The sequence below is a fragment of the Alteromonas sp. LOR genome, assembly GCF_000753865.1.
Lineage (GTDB): Bacteria > Pseudomonadota > Gammaproteobacteria > Enterobacterales > Alteromonadaceae > Alteromonas.
In genome coordinates, this window is record NZ_JQFW01000007.1 from 62,957 (window position 1) to 83,380 (window position 20,424).

At 45.3% G+C, this 20,424-nt stretch carries 21 protein-coding genes and 2 tRNA genes; 9 read left to right on the forward strand and 14 right to left on the reverse strand.

Annotation, left to right across the window (positions count from 1 at the left end; all coding sequences use genetic code 11):
• Positions 1 to 8: 8 nt before the first annotated feature.
• From tatC to tatA, 3 genes are read right to left on the reverse strand one after another with little or no spacing between them, the layout of a single operon-like run.
• The gene (tatC, locus tag JV36_RS0103780; protein WP_032095442.1) at positions 9 to 782 is read right to left on the reverse strand and encodes a twin-arginine translocase subunit TatC; all 774 of its coding nucleotides are present in this window, start codon (positions 780 to 782) and stop codon (positions 9 to 11) included.
• On the reverse strand, positions 783 to 1,082 hold the full coding sequence (gene tatB / locus JV36_RS0103785) for a Sec-independent protein translocase protein TatB (RefSeq protein WP_032095443.1): 300 nt from the start codon (positions 1,080 to 1,082) through the stop codon (positions 783 to 785).
• Positions 1,082 to 1,321, reverse strand: a complete 240-nt coding sequence (gene tatA / locus JV36_RS0103790) for a Sec-independent protein translocase subunit TatA (RefSeq protein ID WP_032095444.1) — start codon at positions 1,319 to 1,321, stop codon at positions 1,082 to 1,084. The genes tatB and tatA overlap by 1 nt, the downstream gene beginning before the upstream one ends.
• Before the next feature lie 182 nt (positions 1,322 to 1,503).
• Between tatA and JV36_RS0103795 the strand changes: the two genes are divergently transcribed.
• Positions 1,504 to 2,550 (forward strand): hypothetical protein, encoded by a 1,047-nt coding sequence (locus tag JV36_RS0103795; protein ID WP_235207754.1) that lies wholly within the window; start codon positions 1,504 to 1,506, stop codon positions 2,548 to 2,550.
• 111 nt (positions 2,551 to 2,661) lie between these two features.
• Here JV36_RS0103795 and ilvN read toward each other — a convergent pair whose 3' ends face one another.
• The 8 genes from ilvN to orn all read right to left on the reverse strand — a co-directional run bounded on the left by ilvN (position 2,662) and on the right by orn (position 11,077).
• Complete coding sequence (ilvN, locus tag JV36_RS0103800) at positions 2,662 to 3,159, reverse strand: acetolactate synthase small subunit (RefSeq protein ID WP_032095445.1); 498 nt, start codon at positions 3,157 to 3,159, stop codon at positions 2,662 to 2,664.
• Positions 3,159 to 4,877 carry an acetolactate synthase 3 large subunit gene (locus tag JV36_RS0103805; RefSeq protein WP_032095485.1) on the reverse strand — a complete coding sequence of 573 codons (1,719 nt, stop codon included), beginning with the start codon at positions 4,875 to 4,877 and terminating at the stop codon, positions 3,159 to 3,161. The genes ilvN and JV36_RS0103805 overlap by 1 nt, the downstream gene beginning before the upstream one ends.
• Positions 4,878 to 5,132: 255 nt before the next feature.
• Positions 5,133 to 5,516 (reverse strand): DUF413 domain-containing protein, encoded by a 384-nt coding sequence (gene maoP / locus JV36_RS0103810; protein ID WP_032095446.1) that lies wholly within the window; start codon positions 5,514 to 5,516, stop codon positions 5,133 to 5,135.
• A gap of 218 nt (positions 5,517 to 5,734) precedes the next feature.
• Positions 5,735 to 6,196 (reverse strand): hotdog fold domain-containing protein, encoded by a 462-nt coding sequence (locus JV36_RS0103815; RefSeq protein ID WP_032095447.1) that lies wholly within the window; start codon positions 6,194 to 6,196, stop codon positions 5,735 to 5,737.
• 180 nt (positions 6,197 to 6,376) lie between these two features.
• Positions 6,377 to 9,463: a TonB-dependent receptor domain-containing protein gene (locus JV36_RS0103820; RefSeq protein ID WP_032095448.1), complete on the reverse strand. Its 3,087-nt coding sequence runs from the start codon at positions 9,461 to 9,463 to the stop codon at positions 6,377 to 6,379.
• A gap of 646 nt (positions 9,464 to 10,109) precedes the next feature.
• Positions 10,110 to 10,185: transfer RNA gene (locus JV36_RS0103825), tRNA-Gly, on the reverse strand.
• Positions 10,186 to 10,355: 170 nt separating this feature from the next.
• Positions 10,356 to 10,431: transfer RNA gene (locus tag JV36_RS0103830), tRNA-Gly, on the reverse strand.
• 100 nt (positions 10,432 to 10,531) lie between these two features.
• The gene (gene orn, locus JV36_RS0103835) at positions 10,532 to 11,077 is read right to left on the reverse strand and encodes an oligoribonuclease (RefSeq protein ID WP_032095449.1); all 546 of its coding nucleotides are present in this window, start codon (positions 11,075 to 11,077) and stop codon (positions 10,532 to 10,534) included.
• A gap of 86 nt (positions 11,078 to 11,163) precedes the next feature.
• Between orn and rsgA the strand changes: the two genes are divergently transcribed.
• The 4 genes from rsgA to JV36_RS0103855 all read left to right on the forward strand — a co-directional run bounded on the left by rsgA (position 11,164) and on the right by JV36_RS0103855 (position 14,811).
• Positions 11,164 to 12,207, forward strand: coding sequence for a small ribosomal subunit biogenesis GTPase RsgA (rsgA, locus tag JV36_RS0103840; protein ID WP_032095450.1), 1,044 nt, complete (start codon positions 11,164 to 11,166; stop codon positions 12,205 to 12,207).
• Between the two features lie 142 nt (positions 12,208 to 12,349).
• Complete coding sequence (gene asd, locus JV36_RS0103845) at positions 12,350 to 13,228, forward strand: archaetidylserine decarboxylase (protein ID WP_032095451.1); 879 nt, start codon at positions 12,350 to 12,352, stop codon at positions 13,226 to 13,228.
• 3 nt (positions 13,229 to 13,231) lie between these two features.
• Positions 13,232 to 14,113, forward strand: coding sequence for a DMT family transporter (locus JV36_RS0103850; protein WP_032095452.1), 882 nt, complete (start codon positions 13,232 to 13,234; stop codon positions 14,111 to 14,113).
• Positions 14,114 to 14,121: 8 nt separating this feature from the next.
• Positions 14,122 to 14,811 (forward strand): glycerophosphodiester phosphodiesterase, encoded by a 690-nt coding sequence (locus JV36_RS0103855; RefSeq protein WP_032095453.1) that lies wholly within the window; start codon positions 14,122 to 14,124, stop codon positions 14,809 to 14,811.
• 60 nt (positions 14,812 to 14,871) lie between these two features.
• On the opposite strand, the gene JV36_RS0103860 is transcribed toward JV36_RS0103855, so the two are convergent.
• The 3 genes from JV36_RS0103860 to JV36_RS0103870 form a co-directional block, all read right to left on the reverse strand.
• The gene (locus JV36_RS0103860; RefSeq protein WP_032095454.1) at positions 14,872 to 15,300 is read right to left on the reverse strand and encodes a MerC domain-containing protein; all 429 of its coding nucleotides are present in this window, start codon (positions 15,298 to 15,300) and stop codon (positions 14,872 to 14,874) included.
• 125 nt (positions 15,301 to 15,425) lie between these two features.
• A complete protein-coding gene (locus tag JV36_RS0103865; protein WP_235207755.1) occupies positions 15,426 to 16,226 on the reverse strand; it encodes a divergent polysaccharide deacetylase family protein in 801 nt (266 codons plus the stop codon).
• Between the two features lie 275 nt (positions 16,227 to 16,501).
• Entirely contained in the window at positions 16,502 to 17,623 is a 1,122-nt protein-coding gene (locus JV36_RS0103870; protein WP_052010110.1) for a peptidoglycan DD-metalloendopeptidase family protein, read from the reverse strand.
• 355 nt (positions 17,624 to 17,978) lie between these two features.
• Between JV36_RS0103870 and JV36_RS0103875 the strand changes: the two genes are divergently transcribed.
• The 4 genes from JV36_RS0103875 (at position 17,979) to gpsA (ending at position 20,320) form a co-directional block, all read left to right on the forward strand.
• Positions 17,979 to 18,404, forward strand: a complete 426-nt coding sequence (locus tag JV36_RS0103875; protein ID WP_032095456.1) for a rhodanese-like domain-containing protein — start codon at positions 17,979 to 17,981, stop codon at positions 18,402 to 18,404.
• A 13-nt stretch (positions 18,405 to 18,417) separates the two neighbouring features.
• Entirely contained in the window at positions 18,418 to 18,678 is a 261-nt protein-coding gene (grxC, locus tag JV36_RS0103880) for a glutaredoxin 3 (protein WP_032095457.1), read from the forward strand.
• A 62-nt stretch (positions 18,679 to 18,740) separates the two neighbouring features.
• Positions 18,741 to 19,250 carry a protein-export chaperone SecB gene (secB, locus tag JV36_RS0103885; RefSeq protein ID WP_032095458.1) on the forward strand — a complete coding sequence of 170 codons (510 nt, stop codon included), beginning with the start codon at positions 18,741 to 18,743 and terminating at the stop codon, positions 19,248 to 19,250.
• 86 nt (positions 19,251 to 19,336) lie between these two features.
• Positions 19,337 to 20,320, forward strand: a complete 984-nt coding sequence (gene gpsA, locus JV36_RS0103890) for an NAD(P)H-dependent glycerol-3-phosphate dehydrogenase (protein ID WP_032095487.1) — start codon at positions 19,337 to 19,339, stop codon at positions 20,318 to 20,320.
• Positions 20,321 to 20,424 lie beyond the last annotated feature (104 nt).

The window sequence follows — 20,424 nt, forward strand, 5'->3', positions numbered from 1 at the left end:
TTAATGAATTAAACGTCGTCTGAAATTTTGTTTTCTGCTTCGTCTTGCTCGGGTTCATCTGCGTCCTTGGCCTTTCCAGCGTATAGCCCGCCTATGATCACGCCCACTTCAAACAGAAACCACATAGGGATTGCCAATAAAGTTTGCGAGATAATGTCTGGCGGGGTAAGCAGCATGCCGACAACAAACGCACCAACCACCACAAATGGGCGTTTAGCACGTAGTGATTTGGCGTCTGTAACGCCGGTCCAACACAATAAAATAATAGCGATGGGTATTTCAAAAGACACGCCAAAAGCGAAAAACAGCTTTAACACGAAGTTCAGGTAGCTTGAAATATCAGTGCTTACCGTAACGCCCTCGGGGGCTACACTCGTGAAAAAGGCAAAGGCAATGGGGAAAACCACAAAATACGCAAACGCCATACCCGCATAAAAGAGTAATGTGCTTGATAGCAGCAGTGGCGCCACCAAACGCTTTTCATTGCGATAAAGACCTGGCGCCACGAAGCCCCACACTTGATAAAGCACGTAAGGAATGGCGATAAAAAAGGATAGCACCAAGGTAAGTTTAAACGGCGCGAAAAACGGTGAGGCAACGTCAGTGGCAATCATTGTGGCATTTTCTGGCATTGCATTTAAAAGCGGCATAGCCAAAAGCTGATACAAATCTTGCGCAAACGCAGCCAAGCACAGGAAAACCACCAGCACGCTCAATAGCGCCTTTAGAATTCTGCTGCGTAATTCAATTAAATGAGATAGTAAGTTGTTAGCGTCAGACATCTACTGCTTTTTATATGGTTCTTGAACCGACTCAGCCGCTTTTTTCAACTCATCAACACTTTGTTCAAGTTCTGGTGAGAGATCTTTAAGCCCTTGCTGTTCCGCTTTCTTAAGATTTTCATGCAATTCGTGCACGCGCAACTGATGCTCAACTTCTTGCTTAAAGCCAGTTGCCATATTACGCACGCCGCGAATAGTATTAATAGTGGAACGCATGGCACCGGGCAACCGTTCTGGACCTAACACTAGCAGGGCCAGAACGCCAATGACCAATAACTCCCAAAAGCCAATATCAAACATTAGGACTTATCTTTAACGTCGCTTTCTGTTTTTGTGGATACTGAGTCAGTCGAGCGCTGCTCTTCAACCTGTTTTTTTTGGTCGAAGTCTGCATCTTTATCGTCTTCAGTGATTTCTTTTTTGAAACCTTTGATGGCACTACCTAAGTCGGTGCCGATACCTTTAAGGCGCTTTGTACCAAAAAGTAACACAACAATAACCAGTATTATCAGCAACTGCCAAATACTAATTCCACCCATAAAATTTATCTCCCCAACGTCAATGGCACCAGTATGCCACCGCGAGCCGTTCCTTTCACCTGAATATTTATCTTATCGAATAATCATTGACGTTTTGTACTTCCCGTTTCATTCTTTGTATTACAAAGGATTGCTAATTTAAGCACCTAACATCACGATTGCTAACAAGGGGTTAGTCATTAATGACCTGTGCGGTAACTGTGTTATGTCACTTTATGCTTGTCAACTTTTCGCCGCTACAAACCAACATAGAGACGGCCAAACGTGATGTAGATGCGGTCAGTAACCATGAGCAATCACAAAGCAGCGCCAGCCTGCAAACTCATCAGTCCAATGATCCCAACAATGTTCATGAACATCATTTTGACGAGCAGTGGTTTGATATTTGGCAGCGCAGTTTTACTGACTCCATGGATTTTACTGTAAAGCAGTTTGATGGTTGGTTTCACAGTAACGACTCGGGTGCAAAACAACTCGGTGAACAAGCGCGTGCAGAGGGGCGTATTCAGCTTGCTTGGGAACCTCGTTCTGGGGATTTTGCTGACACAGATTTGCGTTTTAGGATCCGCGTAAAGCTTCCGGCACTTGAAGAGCGCGTTGACCTTTTGTTAAGTGATAATGAAGATGAAACCCAAGACTCATCGATTCGAGCCGCCAGAGATACCGCCAATAACAATCGCGACCAGACCACCATTGCTCTGCGCTTTCGCCCAGATCAGAATTCACACTACTCTTTTAGAGTGGGAGCCGGACGACGTGACCAACTGTATACCCGAGCAAGGTATCGGGATGCCCTAGCTTTCACTAATAAATTGGCCATGCTGTATGATGCTGAGTTGTATTACTTTACCAGAGACAGACTTGGTGCGGAGATAGGCGCTGCCTTTCAGTACGATATTAGTCCACGACACCTTGTGAGACAAAACAATCGCTTTTTCTATCGCGATGAAACCAACGACTGGTTTTGGCGACATGAAATTCAGCACCTTTACTCCATAAACAGCCACAATGCGTTAATTCCTCACTTTATGGTGGAAGGACTGAGTCAGCCAAATTATCGCGTAGAGGAGGTGTATGGCGGCTTGAGATGGCGCTCTAACACGATTAGAGACTGGTTGTATTTCGATGTAGAGCCCTTCGTGCTGTTACTTCGCGAAGAAAACTTTTCAGCGTCTTTAGGTGTGGCCCTTAGAGTAGAAGCTTACTACGGCGGCAACTCAGGCAATTAATGAGGTAGGACTTTTTTGATTGGCAAATAAAAAGGCCAGTCTTTATCAACTGGCCTTCTTTCTTTTATCGTTGCTGTGCTGCCGGTAATTAGCAGCGAGAGCCAATGAATACTAAGGACGAAGTGCTCTATCACCTCGGGCCAAACCGCACACGCCGGTTCTAGAAGATTCAATTACCTCAGCACATTGCCCCATTGTAGCGGCAAACGCGTCGAGCTTGTCGGTAGTACCGGTAATCTCAATGGTGTAGTTGTTGGCATTCACATCGAGAATGCGGCCACGAAATATATCCGAGTTACGCTTCACTTCCGCGCGCACTGACTCTGTGCGAGTAGCAACCTTGATTAACATCAATTCACGTTCAATGTGCGTATTTTCCGTTAAATCGGCCACTTTAAGTACATCGATAAGCTTGTTCACCTGCTTGGTGATCTGTTCTATCACCTTATCATCCCCGTGGGTGATAATCGTTAAGCGAGACAAGCTGGAATCGTCTGTAGGCGCTACACATAACGAATCAACGTTATATCCACGCTGTGAGAAGACACCAACAATACGTGATAGTGCGCCAGGGGCGTTTTCCATTAATACTGAAATAATGCGTTTCATCAGGTTCGCTCCGTCTTGCTCAAGCGCATGTCATCCATGGCGCCGTACTTAATTTGCATTGGATATACGTGTTCGTTTTGATCGATGGCAATGTCCATAAATACAAGTCTATCTGTATAGCTAAAGCATTTCTCCATCGCTGCATCTAGGTCTTCTAACTTGTCGACCTTAATACCAACATGCCCATAGGCCTCAGCAAGCTTAACGAAGTCGGGCATAGAATCCATGTAGGAATGCGAGTGGCGACCTTTATAAATCATGTCTTGCCATTGGCGAACCATTCCAAGGGCACGGTTGTTCAACGAAATAATCTTAATAGGTAGGTTGTACTGCAAGCAGGTAGACAACTCTTGAATATTCATTTGAATACTACCGTCACCTGTAACTACAACCGATGTGGCTTTAGGGTGAGCAAACTGAACGCCCATGGCCGCTGGCAAGCCAAAGCCCATGGTGCCAAGGCCACCTGAATTTATCCACTGACGAGGTTTGTCGTATTGATAGTACAGTGCCGCAAACATTTGATGCTGGCCAACATCTGAACTCACAAACGCTTTTCCATCGGTATGTTTGTACAAGGTCTCGATAACGCGCTGAGGCTTTATGACTTCCTCGCCTTGCTCGTAATTCAAACACGTCTTTGCACGCCATGTTGCAATTTGTTCCCACCAATCGGCAAGCTTCTCTGGCTGATGTGATAAGTCTTTCTTATCTACTTGGCTAAGAATTTGATCTAATACTTTATCTACCGAGCCCACTACAGGAATGTGTGCGTTTACGGTTTTTGAGATTGACGCTGGGTCAATATCTACATGAATAATGTCTGCATGGGGACAGAACTTGTCCACATTGTTTGTCACGCGGTCATCAAATCGCGCGCCCAATGCAATAATACAATCAGCATTGTGCATCGACTTGTTGGCTTCAAGGGTGCCATGCATGCCCAGCATACCGATAAACTGCTTGTGCGTACCCGGCATTGCACCTAAACCCATAAGCGTGCAAGTTACAGGGGCATTTAGCTTTTCCGCCAATTCAATCACTTTACTTGATGCATCGCATGCTACTGCACCGCCGCCAACATAAAGTATAGGGCGCTCGGCCTTAAGTAGTGACTCTACCGCTTTTTTAACCTGCTTTGGGTGGCCTTTTTCAGTGGGGTTATATGAACGCATAGTGACATCGCTTGGGAATACATAAGGATGTTCATCTGCAACACTCACCAAGTCTTTTGGTAAATCAACCACAACAGGGCCAGGACGGCCAGTGTTTGCAATATAATAAGCTTTAGCAATCGCCTCTGGGATATCCACCGAACGCTTTACAAGAAAACTGTGCTTAACGATAGGGCGCGAGCACCCTACCATGTCAGTCTCTTGGAATGCGTCTTCACCAATGTGCATAGACGGCACTTGCCCTGACAGCACAACCATAGGGATTGAATCCATATAAGCTGTAGCTATACCGGTGATCGTGTTTGTTGCCCCTGGACCTGAGGTGACGAGAACGGTGCCGGTTTTGCCAGTTGAACGTGCATACCCATCCGCCATATGTGCGGCTGCCTGTTCATGACGCACGAGGACATGTTTGACATCTTCTTGCGCATATAACGCATCGTAAATGTCTAGTACGGCTCCACCTGGGTAGCCGAACACATGAGTCACTCCTACATCTTTTAGCGCTTCAACCACCATGGCTGCGCCCGACATCATTTTCACTGTTGTATCTCCCATAAAAGGTTGTGTATTGTCAGCTTTCGTTGACCATGTCCGGACTATATCGAAGCTATTAGGAAGATAAAACACCAAATTGAGGAAAAGTGAGATATATATCCCAATAATGAAGATTATTAGGATGGATATTTCGAATAAAGCTAGCTAGCAACGTAAATTAGGATGAAGTTTTACATTGATTTAACATTTATTAGGATCAATACATTTCGTGCACTTATATAGAGCAAAGGTAGACACCTCTCAATCTGATATGTCTACATCAAGGTCGCTATTATCACTTATGGTTGTATCACTATCATCATCGCCATCCTCAAGAATGGGTTTTTGAGAACCGTAAATACTCGCTGCTTTTGGTCGATTTATGCGTCGTTGGTATTTTAACCACACCCTCTCTTGAGGCGTTGCTGGCTCGCGATGGCCTAGTGCTGATTCGAGATAGGATTGTTCTTCATCATTTTCAGGCGTAATGTGGCCATCGACAAGGGCTGCAAATAACCCCCCTGTAGACTGCAGAAGCTTGCTCTCTGAAATAGAGAAATCACCAGAACGGGCAAAGCCATATGGGTAATTTTTTTTATCCACAAACAGTTTACCCACTACCTGCGCTTTCGTCATAACCGCCATATTCACCCCGTTCAACACATGTTAGCTTGGTGGTAGCTGGCACATGTACCAGCTATGCAATAGACTTTTTACCCGACATCTATCGATAGGTTTAGTTTGGTTTATAGCGGCTGTCAAACCGAAAATACACGGTAGTAAAAACTTAATATATTAACGTGGTTTAAAGACAGAAAAGGCCGCAAATGCGGCCCCTTAAATTACGATTGAGGAAATGTTTTTTATCGCTTTTCACTTACCCACACTGTAATAGTTCCATCAACCACTACTGTGCCTTCTTTATTATATGCTTTTACTGAAATAGGCAGGTTACCGGGCTTCCATGCATCTTCTGGCACTTCGGCAACACAACGTATATCGGAGTCCGCTTTTGCTGGGTACTTCACTTCCATACCTTTAGGTATCCACCGCAAATGTTTTGGAATAGATGCCTCGCACATAAACCCCATTGCCATTTCTAGCCCGTTACAAATTGCAATAACATGCACCGTGCCGATATGGTTTTCTATTGCTTTGCGCTTCTTAAGATAGACTTCACAATAATTCGGTCTGACGTCGGTAATTAAAGGCGACACGGTAGAGAAATAAGGCGCTCTACGCGCAGAGTACCAACTGAACAGCTTTTTACCGAAAGGCAGTTTTAGAAATTTATTGTAGGTGTTTAGTACGTAGTTATTGGACATAGTATTCAGTGTTCCACAGCAACGGTATACGCGTATGTTAAAAATTGAGCTGGCATCTTGTAACAGCAAGCACTTATCTGGTTAGACCAGTAAGAGTAGCGTTTGATTCGGTTAAAAGCAATGAGACAAAAAAAAGCCCCGCGCACTTTCGTGGCGGGGCTGTTATTCATCTCACCTAGATTACATGTTGTAATTCAAACCAAGGAAGAAGAAACGTCCTCGAGGGCCTGCTGGACGAGAAAGCGTACCTAAATACGGGTCTTCTTCGAACGCATTATTCACACCACCATACACTTCTAGTGAATCGTCGAAGGTATAAGATACAGAAAAGTCGTGAACTAGCGCAGAACCTGTTGATGTAATGCTGACGAAGTCAGGGTTGTTTTCAATATCTTGGTTCTCTAACCCCGGAAGTAGTTGCGAACTTTCGTAACGCCCTTGCCATCCGATAACAAAATCGCCAATTAAATAATCGACGTTCATGTTCACAATCCACTCTGGACGGCTAAATGTGCCGAGCACATCAGTCACTTCATCCGGTGCCGATACGTCGCGAACTTCATCATTTTTAAGGAAGTTTGTGCCGTTAAGAGTAAAGTTTAAACGAGAGTCTGTGCCGGTTAATTCTGCTAAATCAAAACCATAATCAACACGGAAATCGATTCCCGAGGTTTCCACTGCTGCCAGGTTTATAAACCCTGAGCGGAAGTTAGAAATAGAACCGTTTGTTGCATTTCGGTCTACCGCATCACAGAACTGGTTGTTGATCGTTGGTGCATCAACACAGTTAGACGCAATATCAAAACCACTTAGGCTATCGATAAGACCATCAATCTGGATGTTGTAATAATCTAGCGTGAATACTAGGCCATCAAACAAACCGTCCAGCTCGCCAGAGGGCATCCACACTGTACCTATCGTAATGGTTTCCGCTTCTTCTGGTTCTAGGTCTGGATTACCACCTGTGGTTCCAGCGACGAAGGCCGACAAGAAGTTAGTTGAATCATATGAGCCATCGGCAACGCTATCGCCGATTAATGCAATACAGTTTGCTTCGCGGAATTCAGAACCTGCTTCAATAAAGTTTTGGTTACATGGGTCGTCGCCTGCACCCAATGTTGCAGCAAACGTTGGCGCAAATGCTTCGTTTATATTTGGAACACGAACCGCTTCAGAGTACGTAGTACGCACACTAAACGTTTCTACAGGAGACCATACTGAACCCACTGTCCACGCATCATGAGTGCCGTATGGGTCGTAGTCTGAACTACGATACGCGGTACGAAGTTCAAGACGCTCGGCGAAATCCATTCCCTCTAATAGTGGAATAGTGGCTTCTACAAAATATTCTGAAACATCGTATTGACCATTTGATGCGTTCGTTGGTCCACTGCGTGAATCTAGTGTGCCAAATGTCAGGCCAGATGCTGAATAAGGGTCTGGTGTAAAATTACTTGTTTCACGACGCCATTCGTAACCTAACGCAAACGATACTGGACCGGCTGGTAGTTCAAATAAATCAGACGAGTTACCTGAAATAACAGCAAGGAAGTTCTCTTGTTCAATTTCGTTTTCCGACGTCGCCGGCTGGAAAATAAACGCCGCAGCTTCGGCGCTTACTGAATCTTTTCCAAACAAGTTAACGGGAACGCACGATCCGTCGCCAGGTTGGAAAGTATTAAAACCAAAGTTGCCATTAACCGTGGGGAATGGTGACGTTGGTGGCAGAGCAGAACCGTCTAAATCTGAACGACACACGGCTTCACCAGTTGTTGGGTCTGTTACCGCATCAATAGCTGCGAAGTAGCGGTCTTCTAAGCGAACTCTGGATGTAATATCAGCATCCGTACGACCGTAGTTATAAAATACTTCGTATTCTAATTCGGTATTGGGGATGTAACCGTCGAAGCCAGTGACTATACGGAACGTTTTGCGCTCGGCTTCAGGGTTTGAGGTTGCATTGAAATCTAGAACGTCGCGAGACATTACCAAACTTACGCTTTCTCCCTCGCCATTAAGCTGGTTGATTTGAGCAAGTAGCGCACTAGGTACAAATGGGTTGTCTAACGAGATTGGAATATCATCGTTAAAGCCGTTTACTTGGTTGGTTTCTTTGGTTTCACTTGAAACAAACTTAGCATCAACAAAAAAGTTTATAAAATCATTTACTTCATAGTTAGACACCGCTTGAACTAACAAACGCTTAGATTCAGGCAGAATTAATTCGCTATCAGGGGAAGCTGGAACGCCGTCACCGCCGCTTGCATCAAAGGCACCTATATACACATCACCTGGGTTATAAGCACGTAAATTACCGTCTTCACCAATTACCTGACAGGTTGGGATCATTTGTGAGCCGATAGTGGCACAACCTGCAGCACCGCCGGAATCAAGTACGTCAACAAATGCACTGCCAGTGAGTGAGATTACACCGCGATCACTTGAGATAGGCAGGCGATAATTAGGCACCCATGTGTTGTCAAAGCGAGCATCTACACCAAAAGCTTCCTGAGTAGCCGCTGAGTTAGCGACTTGAGAGAATAAACCTGAACCAGCAAAGTCTCTGTCGCGAGCAAATACGGGGCTGGTTTCTTGATATTCAACGGCAAAAACAAGGTCACCGCGATCGCTGGTAAAGCCGTTTGCTAATGATAAGAAGAATTCATTGGCATCGCCATCATCAGTAACACCGGTTTGTGTACGAACTTCTAAGCCATCAAACGACGCGCCGTCGCGCATATTGAAGTTAACAACACCGGTAACCGCATCGGCGCCGTATACCGCTGACGCACCACCCGTTAATACCTCTACATTGCGAAGCAGTGCAGTAGAAAGAGCATTAACGTCAACTGAGCCTGTTCCTTCAATACCGGAAACGTGGCGGCGGCCATTTTCCATGACTAGAGTTCTTTCACTACCTAGGTTACGTAAGTCTAATAAACTTGCACCTAGTGGCGTACCGCTGAACGCTGAAAATGAGCCAGGAAGTGAAGCCTGTAGCTGTGGAGACTCACGCAACATGGCACCAAGGTCGATTTGACCTGAGGTTTTAATGTCGCCCGCGTTAATTGCAAGGACTGGACTTGCGGCACTTAATGATGAATCTTGCGCAACACGAGAACCGGTTACCACTACTTTTTCGACTTCCCGTTCTTTAACTTCAGTCTCTTCCTGAGCCTGAACTGCTCCTGCACTTACGGCCAATGCCGACGATACGGCAAATGCTAGTACAGAAATGTTATTGCGCTTTGATAAATCAAAAGCCATGTGTGTTTCTCCGAATATTTTCTTGTCTGTTTAAGCCACTATTCTTAGTGATAGCTACCGGCAGTAAGACTGATTATGCGTACCTCTACAATGAGCAACATTAAGGTGCTCACGTGGGGTACTATTTTTTTGGTATTTTTTGTCTGGTATTTTTTTCTGGTTTTACCCAGAAATTTATATTTATAGACTTTTAACATTTATGTTTTAGCAAGCACTGTGCCCAGTATATGTTCACTTTTGCACTGCGACAGCTCATAAAGGCTGGGGATTATGCATACTTATTTATAAAAATCTATTTAATATGCAAATGATCAAGCAAGAAAACCATCGACCGCACTATTTTTGTGCAATCAAGTGGATTTAAGCCATTTTAAATCGGCATTAAGTAGAGATGGAGTGCAGAGAAAACGCGAAGAATAGCGAACACCGTATTTTTAGCGCACCAATAAAAGACAAGTCACGATGCATATTGATGCAATCAGTATGAATGCACTAATCATTAACTTATGAAAATGTGGCAAACAGGCTGGTGCGGGAAACAGATTTGAACTCGTTGCGAAACAATGGCCGACGCTCGGTCGCGGGTCCACAAGGGTCGCATAGAATAGGATTGCAAATATAAAAATATGATTTGAGGTGTAAAAATTGGAGCGGGAAACGAGATTCGAACTCGCGACCCCGACCTTGGCAAGGTCGTGCTCTACCAACTGAGCTATTCCCGCATAGAGTCGATGCTGATGCATCTTTTGGTACTTACTAAAAGTAAGTTAGATTTGAATTTGGAGCGGGAAACGAGATTTGCCAACTGGCCGACACTCTGTCGCGGTCCCCTAAGGGGTCGCGCTTTTCGCACTCACTAACTGACGTTTGACGCGTTAGTTAGATTTGAATTTGGAGCGGGAAACGAGATTCGAACTCGCGACCCCGACCTTGGCAAGGTCGTGCTCTACCAACTGAGCTATTCCCGCAACAAAAAGGCACTTCGTTTGAAGTGGTGCGCATTTTACAAAAATTTTGGGGTAACGCAACCTTTTATTCCACTTTTTTAGTACCTTTGCCCTTGAGTGCTTAAATCGTAAACACTTTCTCTCTGTAATAGCGCATCTCTTCGATAGACTCGCGAATATCGTCGAGTGCAAGGTGAACGCCTTTTTTGTCAAAACCAGATAATATTTCAGGCTTCCAACGACGAGTTAGCTCTTTAATTGTACTGACATCAATACTGCGGTAGTGAAAGTAGTCTTCGAGTTCTGGCATATATTTCACCATAAAGCGTCTGTCTTGCCCTATAGTGTTTCCGCATAGTGGCGATTTGCCAGCATCAACCCACTGCTGCAAAAACGCGATAGTTTGCTCAGCAGCTTCGCTCTCGCTCACTGTACTTTCCCGACAACGCTTTGTTAAGCCGCTTTCGCCGTGCACTCGCGTGCACCACTCGTCCATGGTATCTAACACGCTATCACTTTGATGAACGGCAATAACAGGTCCTTCGGCAAGGATGTTTAACTGTGCGTCAGTCACAATGGTAGCAATCTCCATTACCACACACGTTTCGGGATCTAACCCTGTCATCTCCATGTCTATCCAAACAAGGTTACTGTTATCTTTACTCATATCATTCCTCTATGCGTTACAGACATGGCAACCATGCCCTACAAACGTTATTATTGTATTAGTATACGTGAAACTAGAAAATAATCGTGGCGAAAAAACCAAAACTTACTCAAAGACAAAAGCGTCAAGTTGCAACTAACCGTAGCAAACGCTTACAAGAAAAACACGCGAACTCATCATCCTCAACACCGGATGAGAGCGCACTGCTGAGCGGCACCGTCGTGGGTCGATTTGGCAAGCATGCTGATGTAGAGGACACTAGCGGCACTATTTCACGTTGTCACATTCGCCGCACGGTGGAATCTGTAGTGTGTGGAGACAAAGTCTTTTTTAGTAAAGGTGATACCACTGACACCGGCGTAAACGGTGTTATTGAAATTGTCAAAGACAGACACTCTGTACTTACCCGTCCCGACTTTTATGACGGCGTAAAACCCATCGCCGCGAACATAGATAGAATCATCGTAGTGAGTGCTATTCTGCCCTCGCTTTCAACCAATATCATTGACCGCTATCTTGTTGCCTGTGAAGACATAGGCATAACACCGCTGATAGTGATTAATAAGGTTGAGCTACTTAGCGACGAAGAACGAACTGCGGTAGCAAATCAGCTTACCACCTATGAAAAACTGGGTTATGAAGTGCTCTACACCAGCTGTGCAACTGGCGAAGGCATCGAAGCGCTTAACGACTACTTGAATAATAGTATAAGCGTATTTGTTGGCCAGTCTGGCGTGGGCAAGTCGAGCCTAATTAATCAGGTATTGCCTGACGCGGATGAACTCACGGGCGAAATTTCAAATAACTCTGGGTTAGGCCAGCACACCACCACAACAGCAAAACTGCTACACCTTCCTGCGGGAGGAGACTTAATAGACTCTCCCGGCGTGCGAGAATTTGGGCTTTGGCATATTCCCAGCGAGCGTATCACTTGGGGTTTTATTGAATTTAGAGATTACCTTGGCGGATGTAAGTTTAGAGACTGTAAGCACCTTAACGACCCTGGGTGTTTAATTAAAAAAGCGGTCGAAGAAAACGAAATTAGCAAAGAACGCTTTGATAGTTATCATCGAATTTTAGTCTCGATGGAAGAAAATAGGCCGAGCCACAGTCAGCCTCCGGGGGCTTAAAAAGCCCTAGCGTAAAAACCTTTAGTCGCGTACTTATATCGACTTGGAAGCATCCATAATCTTTAAGTAGTTTGTCGTTGCGCAACATAAGGTACAATCCCTCCCGTTGAAAGGGCCTTGTTAGAAAAATGGAGAATTTTTAGTGTTAGATTGGCTTAAAGTTAATTTACAGTACGTAACCCCGAAGCACCTCATATCGCGCTTGGTGGGAAAGCTTGCTGAAGCAGAAATGGGTAGCGTAACCACATCGTTAATCAAGCTATTTATAAAGCAGTACAATGTGGATATGTCAGAAGCCTTGCACGAAGACCCTTCTCATTATCGAAGCTTTAATGCTTTTTTCACGCGCCCTTTAAAACCTGAGGCTCGCACCATCGACGACAACGACGATGTGCTAATCCATGCTGTAGATGGAACCGTCAGTCAGTTTGGCGATATAGAAAGCGACAGTATCTTTCAAGCCAAAGGACACGACTTTAGCTTAACCACGCTACTTGGTGGCAAGCCTGATATTGCCGCGCCCTACAAGAACGGTAAGTTTGCCACTATTTATCTAGCTCCGCGAGACTACCACCGTATTCACATGCCTGTTGAAGGTACCCTTACGGATATGATTTATGTTCCAGGCGATCTATTCTCAGTTAATCCACTGACCGCAGAAAACATACCTGGATTATTCGCTCGCAACGAGCGGGTCGTCGCTATTTTTGATACGCCTGTAGGCAAAATGGCAATGGTACTTGTTGGTGCCACCATTGTGGCCAGTATTGAGACGGTCTGGGCGGGCACGGTTACACCACCAGCGGGGCAAAATGTGCAGCACTGGACTTACGAGCAAGACAGTGAGGCTGCCGTTAAGTTAGAAAAAGGTGCCGAATTAGGCCGCTTCAAACTGGGCTCTACTATTGTGGTGTGTTTCGAGAAAGACACCATAGATTTTGAAGATCTTGTGCCGGGTATGGTCACCCGTCTCGGTGAGCCAATGGCAGCAAAACGCAGTGCCGATACCACTGACACTTAATTTATGGATGCTGTTAAAAAAAGCCTGATATCGCTGCATTTTACTGTTGTTCTGCTTGGTGGTACGGCGCTTTTTTCTCGTCTTATCCCGTTAAGTGCTAGCGATATCACGCTTATACGCTCTGTTTTTGCGTGTATCGCCCTATTTGCATTTCTAACCTTAACGAAAGACAAGCTATCACTTCGTTCTCGCCGTGATTACCTTATTGCTATCGGACTAGGCGTGCTTATGGCACTGCATTGGATTTCATATTTTGCGGCCATGCAGTACGCTGGCGTATCGGTAGGAATGATTGCCCTTTTTACTTTTCCTGTTATCACCGTGCTCATTGAGCCATTTTTCGAAAAAACAGGATTGGTATGGCAAGACATTGTGTCGGCCCTCACTGTTATTGTAGGCGTTTATCTTATTGTGCCCGAGTCTTCGCTGGAAAATGAAGTCACGCTTGGCGTATTGATCGGCATTGGCTCGGCTATTTTGTACGCGTTTAGAAATATTATTCATCGCAAGCATTTCAAGCAGTATAGCGGTGCAAAAGCCATGGCCTGGCAAACACTAGTGATCATTGCGGTGCTGCTGCCAACCATAAGTAGCAGCATTGGCGAAGCAACAACCCGCGATTGGCTCATGCTATTGCTATTAGGTACTGTTTTTACTGCGCTGCCACACGCCCTTATTGCTGCAACTTTACGCCATTTGCGCGCAAAAACCTTTTCTCTCATCGCTTGCATGCAGCCCCTATACGGCGTCGCACTTGCTATAATTGTGCTTGATGAAAGCCCAACGTTTCGCACCCTCATTGGCGGTATTCTTATTACATCGGCATCGGTTTACGAAACGCTAAATACACACAAACTCCATCAATCAAACGTACAAGATGAGTAGGAATAGCCATGCGTATTTTTGCCCACAGAGGTGCCAGTAAAGCCGCTCCCGAAAATACACTCAAAGCCTTTCATTTGGCTTTTGAGCAGGGTACTGATGGCATTGAGTTTGATACTTATCAACACGACAGCGGCATTATTGTTTTTCACGACAGACTGCTGCTTCGACGAGCCCGTACTCCTGGTTATTTATTAGATACGCCGTGGTCTACCTTGCGCCACTTAGATATTGGTGAAGGTGAGTGCATTCCTACGTTGGACAGCACCCTAGCTACGGTACCTAAAGGGCGCTGGTGCAATATTGAAATAAAGCATCTTCAGTGTATCGACACCTGGGTAACTCAAACTAAACAGGCCATCGCACAAAGTGCGGTTGCAGAAGAGCAGGTGCTTATATCGTCATTTAACCACCATTGGCTTGCTGGTATTGTCGCTCGGTGGCCCGAGGTAAAAATAGGTGCATTAACCGCAAGCTACGAACTGGACTGCACAGCAAGTGCAAGAGCACTTAACGCTTACTCTGTGAACATTGCATTAGATGCAGTAGAAAAAGACTTTGTGGAAGAAGTACGCTCTAAAGGCTTTGAAGTGTATGTGTACACGGTGGATGAACCAAGAGATATGCAGCAATTAGCCGCGTGGGGAGTAACAGGTATATTTACCAACGTACCGAATAAAGCCATAGAGGTTTTAAGGTAAGTTGGAGATACTGAAGTAGACTAGAAAGCTTGAGGTAGATTCAAAATTTGCGAAATCTGACTACTTTGCCTCTGTCGATAAGTGATTCGACAATACAGAGTTTTTGCAGCACTTACATTGACGGCAAAGACGCATGTTTACCCAATGCCCCGCTACAATCAAAAATGCCCCCGTCGCGATAGTGAAGGGCTCGTAGGACTCGCCAAATATATCTTTATTCCAATAAATTACGCCGCCGGTTAACAGCAACGCAAGTGGATAATACCGACCGTGATAACGGGTTGCACCGCTAATGAGGGCTACTGCGCCAACCAATAAAGAAAATGACAAGATGGTGCGCTCGAACCACACCTGGGCAAAAAAGGTTGAGCCAATTAATGGCAGCAGAGGAATAAGTACTGGCAGCGCAAGGCAATGCAGCGCACACAGACCAGACACCCAAATGCCTAATTTGTCTAATTTCGCTGGATTGTCATCAAGAGGAGCCATGGATACCTTACATTAAAACGTGTCAGAGACGTTATAATATAACAAATTGGGAGAAATGAAAAATTTCTTCGCATTAAACTTTATATCGAATTCGCGCAGTTTATGTCCGATTGCACTCTATCGTGCTACTCGTTTGGAGAGGATGCGCCGCTATCGGTGGAATAAGTGGCGAGCAACGGGTCGCTTTGCTCGTCTTCTGCGAAATAATCTGCAATGGATAACAGGTTGAATCCCTCAGATTCTAAAGAAGGTAACTGCTGCTTTAAAAAGGCGATGGTTTCAGGGTGGGGATGACCGATAACAACCACATAGCCTTTGGCTTTTGCTATATCTTTCATTCTCTTAAATTGGTGTTCGAAGAATGCCGTGTTGCGCTGATGATCTAAAAAAATCTGCCGGCTGGCATTTGGCACCCCCACCCGTTCAGCAACTTCTTGAGCTTTGGTTAAGACGGTTGTCCTGCTGTCTACAAAAAACAAACCTTGGCGCTTAATTTCTTCCATAAGCGCTTTCATTGAGTCTTCTTGCCCGGTAAAGGCGCTCCCCATGTGGTTATTTACCCCAATTGCATTAGGAACACTTTTGATGGCTTTTCGCAATGTGTGGGTAATGGCACCAGGAAACATATCTGTACTCAAACCTAGGGGCCCCATGGACTTGTGATTTGTGGCTTGCATCGGCATATGCAACATCACAGGGCGACCTTCATTTTCAGCGCGTTGGGCAATGCTTTTTGACAGCGGCGTTTGCGGAAGAATAGAAAACGCCACCTCTTTAGGAAGTGAAAATGCGGCCACGTCAGTAGGTCTGTAGCCAAGGTCATCGAGAATAACAATGATATTAGGCTTTGCAAAAGCAGATAAGCTTGTGAGGCTACTAACAGCAGCACTCATCGCTATAGTTACGCTAATTAAAAAACGACGCACGTGCACCTAACAATATCCATTTATTTATTATTATTTGTTCCTGGTATTCACCAGCGCTTATTTTTAACACCAAGTCAGCTAATCAAAGTGCTAAGAGGTGATGACCTAGCATACCAAGTAATGAATTTGACACAACACGCCGTGCAGCCTAGCTACTCGATACATGGGCACTCAATACACGGCCTTGATAAATAGCTACTTAATACACGGTCACTTAATACACAGCCACTCAATACCTGGCTATTTAATACACGGCCACTCAATACAAACCCTAGCTAGTTTATAAAAATCGTCGGGTTAACCGCTTTGCCTTTATGACGAATTTCAAAGTAGAGGTTCGGAAACTCTTGCCCCCCGCTTCGCCCTACCAAAGCGATACGCTCTCCCCTTCGCACCTCATCACCCGCCTGCTTTAAAAGCGCTTGATTGTGCCCATACACACTCATGTAGCCGTCACCGTGGTCGACAATAGAGACCAACCCAAAACCGCGTAGCCAGTCAGCATACAGCACCTTACCCTGTGCAATACTATTTACCGGGTCGCCCTCTGCGCCATCAATGACAATGCCTTTCCATCGTACCTGCCCCTGCCTTCTGTTTCCAAACAGCTTGCGTATGCGACCTTTCACTGGCGAATCGAGCTGACCTTTCAGCTTGGCTAATCCGTCTAGCGTAATTGTCGCTTCTCTTGCCGCTCGCTCAGCCGCAATGCGCGCTTTTTCGATAGCATCCACTAAGGCTTTTTCGTTTGCTTGCAGGGAAGCAATTCGTTGGCTTTCTGACGCAATCGTTTGATTGAGCTTATTCAATGTGGCTTTGCGATCGTTCTGGCGAGTCAGCAAGATAGCCCGCTGATTTTCTTGCTCATCTTGAAGGCGCGCTAACGATTCTGCTTTTTCAATCAATTCCGCTTTAACTGCTTCTAAGCGAGCCACATTATCTCTAAACGTTTCTATCTCTTTTTGACGTGCTTTCGCAACATACTTGTAATAGGTAATGACGCGTTCGAAGGACTTTGCGTCTTCTTGATAAAACAGCATTTTTGCATAGTCGTAGTGCCCTGCCATAAAGGCGCTTTTAAGCTGACTGGCAAGTAACGACTGTTGCTGACGAATCGCAGTTTTCAATTCGCTCTGCTCTTTTTGGAGTGCCTGTTGCTCGTCTTTTATCTTATCTAAAGACTGCTTGGTGCTACTCAATGCTTTTGCGACCTTGGCTATTTCCAGCTCAGACTGCTTAAGCGCACCCTCAAGCTCCTCTGCACTTGCTTTATTATTTTTAAGCACTTGCTGCCTAGCGACTAATTCGGCCTGTAGTTGTGCCAACTGCTCTTTTTGTTGTGCTTGTCCAGATTCTTGGTCAGAGTCCTGACTGCACGCAAGGGGCGAAACAAGCATTAGCAAGCAAAAAGACAGCAGAGAAAGCGCGGTTTTTAAAAACATAAAAGCGGTGAAGATATCCTGTTAACAAGCATGGCTGTGCATAAATTTGAAATGATGAACGCATCGAGCATCTAAAAATAACGAACCTTAACTAAAATAGCGCGCATTTAACGACAAAGCGCGGGTATTCGTTCCAAAATCAGTGTATCTGAGGCTTTGCCATAATCCCAGTTCAATTTCGCCGTAATATCAACCATCTGAAGCAAATGGGAATGCTGATGCGAGCTACTGCTAACGGCAGGCTGGTTTCTCGCCGATTTTTCTATATACTTTGCACTCTTTTCAAGGTCTGTAGACAGGGTTAGCAGTAATGGATCAACTAATTGAATTTGCCAGCAACAATATTGTTCTTGCTGGTGTGTGGGTGGCGTTAGTGGCAATGTTGATATTTAGTTATGTCAGCGGGCTCACCTCGTCGGTAAAAGAATTAAGCACCCATGAAGCAACGCTTTTAATCAATAAAGAAGACGCGGTGATATTTGATACTCGTCCCGCAAAAGACTTTAAAACCGGACACATACTCGGTGCTAGACAAATAAAACCAGAAGAGCTTCGCGAGAAAAACTTCAAGAAGCTTGAAAACAGCAAAGACAAACCCATTATCGTAGTATGCGCTATGGGTAATCAGGCTCGTGGTACAGCAAGTGCGATGCAAAAAGACGGCTTCGCAAATGTGAATGTATTGAAAGGCGGTATGAATGCATGGCAAAGCGCCAGCCTTCCCGTTTCAAAATAATAGGTAACCTTTTATGAGCAACGTTGAACTTTACACCAAGGGCCACTGCCCATATTGCCATCGTGCAAAAGCACTACTCACGCAAAAAGGTGTGGAATTTACTGAATATCCCATCGACGTGCAGCCTGAATTGCGCGACGTTATGATTGAGCGTGCCAACGGTGGCTGGACAGTACCGCAGATTTTTATCAATGATCAGCACGTTGGCGGCTGTGACGAGATGATGGCTTTAGAAGCCGCGAGTAAACTCGACCCAATGCTGGGTTTAGCATAAAGCGTCAGCACGACAGCAACGCTCTAAATTTAAAATAAAACAACAAATAAATAGGAACTATCATGGCTGACGAAAATCAGACAAATAACGGCGAGGCTGCAGGCGAACAGGCTCAGCAGGGACCACAGTTTAATATTCAACGCATTTACACCAAAGATATTTCTTTTGAATCACCCAATGCGCCGGCTATCTACACAAAAGAGTGGAAGCCTGAAATTAAGCTGGATATCGACACTAGCACAAACAAGCTAGAAGAGAACGTATACGAAGTGGTACTTTCGGTTACCGTTACTGCGTCTCTTGGCGAAGAAACAGCGTTCCTTTGTGAAGTTCAGCAAGCAGGTATCTTTGCTATTGGCGAAATGCCAGATCAGAACAAAGCACATACTCTTGGTTCGTTCTGCCCGAATATGCTTTTCCCTTATGCGCGTGAAACCATCTCTAACTTGGTTAACCGCGGGACTTTCCCTCCGCTTAACCTTGCACCTGTAAACTTTGATGCAATTTTTGCAGCTTATGTGCAAAAACGTGCGCAACAAGCACAGGGCCAAGCGCCTAAGATGGACGCGTAAATAACGTGAACACTAAGACGGCTTGTGAACCTTCGGTTTCTACTGCGTCTACCTCGGTACCTTCTACCTCGGTACCGTCTACCTCGGTGTTAGGAGCAGGGTCTTACGGCACTGCTCTTGCTTTTTGTCTTGCCAGAAATGGTAATCCAACACTGTTGTGGGGGCGGGACGAGAAGCATATACAAGCTCTCGCAGAGTCTCGAGAGAATGCTCGATACTTACCAGGAGCAACGTTTCCCGATGCGCTGCAGGTAGATGCTGATTTAGAAAGCGTTGTTGCAGCGAGCGCAGACATATTAGTCGTGGTTCCAAGCCATGCTTTTGCGGCCATGCTGACAAGCTTAAAGCCCTTGCTAAAACCTCATCACAGAGTTATTTGGGCGACAAAAGGTCTTGAACCAAAAACAGGGCGTTTGTTGCGAGAAGTAGCAGAAGAGATTCTAGGTCTTGATTACCCTCTAGCGGTACTATCCGGCCCAACCTTCGCCAAAGAAATGGTAGCGGGATTGCCCACGGCTATATCACTGTCTTCTACTGACGATACTTTCGCTGATGAGTTTTCGGCAAAGCTTCACTGTGCAAAATCATTCAGAGTGTATAAAAACTCAGATTTTACCGGCGTACAGCTTGGTGGTGCAGTGAAAAACGTTATCGCGATTGGTGCGGGATTGGCCGACGGTTTAGGCTTTGGTGCAAATGCTCGTACTGCGCTGATAACCCGTGGTCTTGCCGAACTAACCCGCTTAGGCGTAAAGCTTGGCTCCAACCCTGAAACCTTTATGGGCATGGCTGGACTTGGCGACTTAGTGCTTACCTGCACAGATAATCAGTCTCGAAACCGCCGCTTTGGCTTGGCACTAGGTCAAGGTAAATCCGTTGACGTTGCCATAGAAGAAATTGGGCAAGTGGTTGAAGGTTACAGAAATACCGAAGAAGTGCATATATTGTCGAACAAGGTGGGTGTAGAAATGCCGATTTGTGAGCAAATTTATGCCGTTCTGTATCACGATAAAAACCCTAAAGAGGCCGCTTTAGCGCTTTTAGGACGCGACCTTCGAACTGAGGGCTAGTCGCTTTCAGTGACTGAAACTTCGTTTGCCCAAGCATTGTAAAAGCGCAAATGTAACACTAAAAAAGCGCAGCGTTTTATCGCGCTGCGCTTTTTTTTATGCTT